Origin of the sequence: Lutibacter sp. (assembly GCF_041596795.1) — a bacterium.
GTDB lineage: Bacteria > Bacteroidota > Bacteroidia > Flavobacteriales > Flavobacteriaceae > Lutibacter.
Genome location: NZ_JBFHHX010000200.1, coordinates 1 through 4,375, shown reverse-complemented (window position 1 = coordinate 4,375; position 4,375 = coordinate 1). Strand labels below are relative to the sequence as shown.

Genomic DNA, 4,375 nt, shown 5'->3' with positions numbered 1-4,375 from the left:
GAAGACAATACTGTTCCAGACATATCAATGGTAAAAATTGAGACATTATAACCGGAAATATCATTGGTTTTTAATGCAATAATACTTTCATCATTACTCCAATCACATTCGGTAATATAACTTCCATCAGTAGTTTGATAAATTTGTTGCAATCCACTTCCATCTTTATTAATAACATATAATTTATTAAAATGAGGATAAATTAGACGAGAACCATTAGATGACCAGGCATAATCAATTTCATTTAAATTATATCCAGTTACTGAAACTGCAGATGTAACTTGTTTCACATTTGAACCATCTTGATTCATTGTAAACAAGTGCGTTTCATTATTATAAGTTCTTAAAAATGCGGTTAAATTGGCTGCTTGATTTTTTCTAGGTCTCCAGCTATTATTTGCACTACTTGTAAGTTGAATAACATTATCAGCTTCGCTTTCATCTTCATCATAATTAGCTGAATAAATTACATTATTACCATTAGAACTCTTATCTACATAAAAATACCTATTCTGAGGATCTACTTTTGTTTTAAAGGTACTAACAGCACTTAACACTTCATCATTTATATCATCTGAAGCAGCAATTTGCCAAAAATATTTTGTTCCATACCTTAAATCAGATATTACATACGTAGTATCAACTAGACTTTCAATTTTTATAATATCATTATTATAATCGTTTTTTAATTCTAACCTATATGTAATTGCATCATCATCAGGATCTGTAGATTCCCAAATTAGTTCAATAGATAATTCTTGCTCTTCAGAGCCATCTTCTGGGGTAACAAGTACAGGTGTTGATGGAGGTCTGTTCAAAGCATTTTCATCTTCCAATTCAAAAATAACGTTTACTTCTAATCCTGCAGTAACTGTTGCGGCTTCAAAAGTTGTTAAATAACTTTCTTTTGTGGCACTTACCGAATAATCTCCGGCTTCTACCTCAGTAAAAACAAAATAACCATCTTCATCAGAAAAAACAGTATTACTGGAAGGGCTTAATGTTACCTTTGCATTTTCTATTGGGTCAAAGCTATCTGCTTCAACCACTCTACCAGTTACAGTTCCTACTCCTACAAGATCAACTGTATCTTCTCCACAACTACTAACCATTAAAATGAGTGTGAATACAAGTGCTATTTTTACTATAATTTTCATTTCTTTTTTTTTAAATTATTCAAACATTACTGATTTCACCCTTTTGTAAGGCTTCCCTATATAAAAGTTTAATCCAACACCCATTCTCCAAAAATAATCATCTCTTTTTCCTTGAACTAAACCATCTAATTTATCACTTATTAATAAATTGTGCTCTGCAAATACTTTTAATCCTATATTATTAACTGGTAAATATTCCAAACCTAAACCATATTGAAATTTCATATAAATATCGTTCACATTGGTATCTGAAATTGTACCAATTCCGGCATATGTAAACGGAGACAATTGATCAAATGGTAACAAGTCATACTCTAAATTTAAATCAAAAGTTAAAAAATCATCATTAAAAGCTCCTTGATTTTCCAGTTCTAAATAACCAACTCCAAAATTTAAATTTAATGCAGGTTTATTAAAATACATTTTATATGCTAAAGTACCACTAGGTTTCACTTCTGAATTTGAATAATCTCCGGCTATTTTTGCTGTTCCACCAGTTACACTAAATGCTGTTCTGCCACGTCTATCTTCTAATTTTCTATCGTAAAGTGCAGTACTTTCAGAATCTTCCTGCTCTTTTTTATATTTTTGAGTTATTATATCTACAACAGGCTGACCTCCAAGAGGTTTCCATATTCCATCAATAATTCCTTCTATAATTAATGTTTCTACCGCTTTATCTATTGCTTCTTTAACTGCCAATTGTGTTGGTTCATTTTTAGTAATACCAGTTTCTACTTCTAAAAGCCTTTTAACATTTACGTATCTAAACAAATTTGCAGAAATACCTTGAGAAAGGATTGTTTTAGAAACATATACGTTTTTTAATATTTGACCACTTGATGTAGAAACAGCTCTTAAATAAACTGTTATTCTGTCTTCTCTATATTCTGTAGAACCTCCAGCGCCAAAATATATAGCGCCTGATCCACCGGTAATTATATTAGAATCGTAGGAAACTACGCCTCCTTCTAAAATAATTCCTGCAAACAATAATGGTGGAATACTTGTAACTTGATTTTCTTTTGAATTTTTTGAATATTCTTCTCGGGTAGATCTAATTATTTGTCGTTCGTTTAACAAATTTCCAATATTTTCACGCTCAATAGGACTAAACCATTTTGAATCTGCTAAGGATTTTAATAAAATAGAGGTTCCTCCTTGTGTAACTGCTGTACTAAAAGTTGAACCACTTTCTACTAATTTATATTGTCCCGTTTGATCTCTAAATTTATAAACCCCAACAACGGTTTCTTGTAACGGTAATATTCCATCTAATATACTTTTACCAGACGTTTCTTCACCAATTCTTGCTTCTGATGTATCAAACGGCTGATTAAAAAACGCGCCACAACTTGCAAATAATAATAAAATGGACACATAAATAAGACTTGGGTAGTTCTTTTTCATAATTAGTACTAATTTCTAGTTTTTAGTTTGGTATTGTTATTTGGGTCTGTTCACCTGTAGTAGTATCCAATATGTTAACGGACAAACCACTTCCTGTTGGCGATATTTCCACTAGTAACGATCCAAATACGTAAGTTCCAACTGTTAAAGCATCCGTTCCAAATTGTTCTGTAAATAAATCTTGAGATAATGAATTTAACAACTGGTTATTTAAAGTTTCTGTGAAATTTTCTAAATCAGTTCCCTGATCAAAACTATAATCACTAGTCTCTTCAAATGAATTTTGAGCATTTGCTGAAGCTAGTAACATTTGATAGTTAAAAGTATCTCCTCCAAAAAAAGGATTTATAGCTTTGTACACTAAATTTTGTGAAAACATAAAGCTAGGCGCACTAAATAAAAGTACTACTAATATTATTTTAAACTTTTTCATATTTAAATTTACTAAAAAAAATTATATTTTATTGCTTTTAAACAACATTTTTCTTTGTCGTGAATATTGATAAATATATTGTAATGAGGTTTTTACTTCAGATTTAAGAAACTCCTCATCAGGTTGTGTCATAAATTCATAAATAGTTCTATCATCTATCATAATAGTAATAATACTACTTCTGCCATAATATGGTTTTTCACTTATATAAATAATAAAGGGATATTTACTGCCTGATGTTAAATAATCTTGATAAAAATAATCGTAAAAATCTTTTCCTATTTTAGTAATTACAGATTCTACAACAATTCCTTTTAACATAAACTCTTCTTCAGGGACAACTGCTTGTTCTTGTAATTGTTTATGCTTTGGAAAAAGATAAAGAGTATCTTTAGATACCAAATGATTATTTTGTTTTATAAATAAATACACCTGTAACTCTTCATCTTCATTTAGGTTTAAATTAATTTCTGAAATATTCCTTTTTTCATTCGCCATTAATGAAAACTCACCTGCTTGCTTATTATTAGAATAATTACCAGAAGCACTTTTTTTTAAGGCAACTAAATTATAAGATAAACTCTCCACAAAAAAAGGCTCAAAATTTTCTACTTGAGCCATTATTGTTAACATATTATCATTTTCAAACAAATTAATTCTACCTACAATTGCATCATTTACCTGTGAAATGGCAAATGAGCTACTTAAAATTAAGAAGCTTAGCAGTATGCGAATTGCTAAAGGTTTCATTTTTTTAATGATTAGTAATAATTAAGGTATCAAAATTTGTTTTTTGAATAATACTTATATTTTTAATTATGGAGTTTTCACCATAAATTTGTAACGAATTAGAATTTCCTTGTTGTATAATATTAAAATTTGAAGGAGAACTATTATAATAATTTATAAATTTATAATTGTTATTATTACCCGTTTGACCTACAATTTGAGCGTCATTTCCAGAACTTTTAATTTCTATTTGATTTTTATTACCAACTTGATTTAAACTTATTTCGCTGTTTTGTATTTGGCTATTTGATAACAATCCGTTTTCTTTTAACAACGAAGCGTCTTTACTTGCCTGAAAATACTGATTAATTAAAAATGTATTTTCATCATATTGTTGTGCGTTTATTTTGAAAGAAAAAGAGAATACAACAACTAATAAAATAAGTGTTATGTATTTATAATTTTTCATCTTATCTCAAATTTAAGAAAAAAGGGGAAGAAATCCCCTTTTTTAATTAATATTTCTTTTGGTAAATTAAAAGTATGTTGTTAGTATTTGTATGGTCTTACTCACATATTAATTTACATACAACCTACTTGTAATATTATTTATTCTTTAAAAAGACATTGGAACAGCAGTTTGTGT

Annotated in this window: 5 protein-coding genes; all 5 read right to left on the bottom strand. The window is 28.8% G+C overall.

What is annotated here, in order from left to right:
• Positions 1 to 1,157: carboxypeptidase regulatory-like domain-containing protein (locus tag ABY298_RS15070; protein ID WP_372746876.1), on the bottom strand; the 1,157-nt coding region annotated here is incomplete at its 3' end.
• Positions 1,158 to 1,172: 15 nt separating this feature from the next.
• Positions 1,173 to 2,567, bottom strand: a complete 1,395-nt coding sequence (locus tag ABY298_RS15065) for a CsgG/HfaB family protein (RefSeq protein WP_372746875.1) — start codon at positions 2,565 to 2,567, stop codon at positions 1,173 to 1,175.
• A gap of 22 nt (positions 2,568 to 2,589) precedes the next feature.
• Positions 2,590 to 3,000, bottom strand: a complete 411-nt coding sequence (locus tag ABY298_RS15060) for a curli production assembly/transport component CsgF (RefSeq protein WP_372746874.1) — start codon at positions 2,998 to 3,000, stop codon at positions 2,590 to 2,592.
• Positions 3,001 to 3,021: 21 nt separating this feature from the next.
• Positions 3,022 to 3,750, bottom strand: a complete 729-nt coding sequence (locus ABY298_RS15055) for a CsgE family curli-type amyloid fiber assembly protein (protein ID WP_372746873.1) — start codon at positions 3,748 to 3,750, stop codon at positions 3,022 to 3,024.
• Positions 3,751 to 3,754: 4 nt separating this feature from the next.
• A complete protein-coding gene (locus tag ABY298_RS15050; protein WP_372746872.1) occupies positions 3,755 to 4,198 on the bottom strand; it encodes a hypothetical protein in 444 nt (147 codons plus the stop codon).
• Positions 4,199 to 4,375 lie beyond the last annotated feature (177 nt).

Excerpts from the sequence above, each read along its gene's own strand:
- ABY298_RS15060 (WP_372746874.1), bottom strand. The coding sequence starts at position 3,000 with ATGAAAAAGTTTAAAATAATATTAGTAGTACTTTTATTTAGTGCGCCT.
- ABY298_RS15055 (WP_372746873.1), bottom strand. The coding sequence starts at position 3,750 with ATGAAACCTTTAGCAATTCGCATACTGCTAAGCTTCTTAATTTTAAGT.
- ABY298_RS15065 (WP_372746875.1), bottom strand. The coding sequence starts at position 2,567 with ATGAAAAAGAACTACCCAAGTCTTATTTATGTGTCCATTTTATTATTA.
- ABY298_RS15050 (WP_372746872.1), bottom strand. The coding sequence starts at position 4,198 with ATGAAAAATTATAAATACATAACACTTATTTTATTAGTTGTTGTATTC.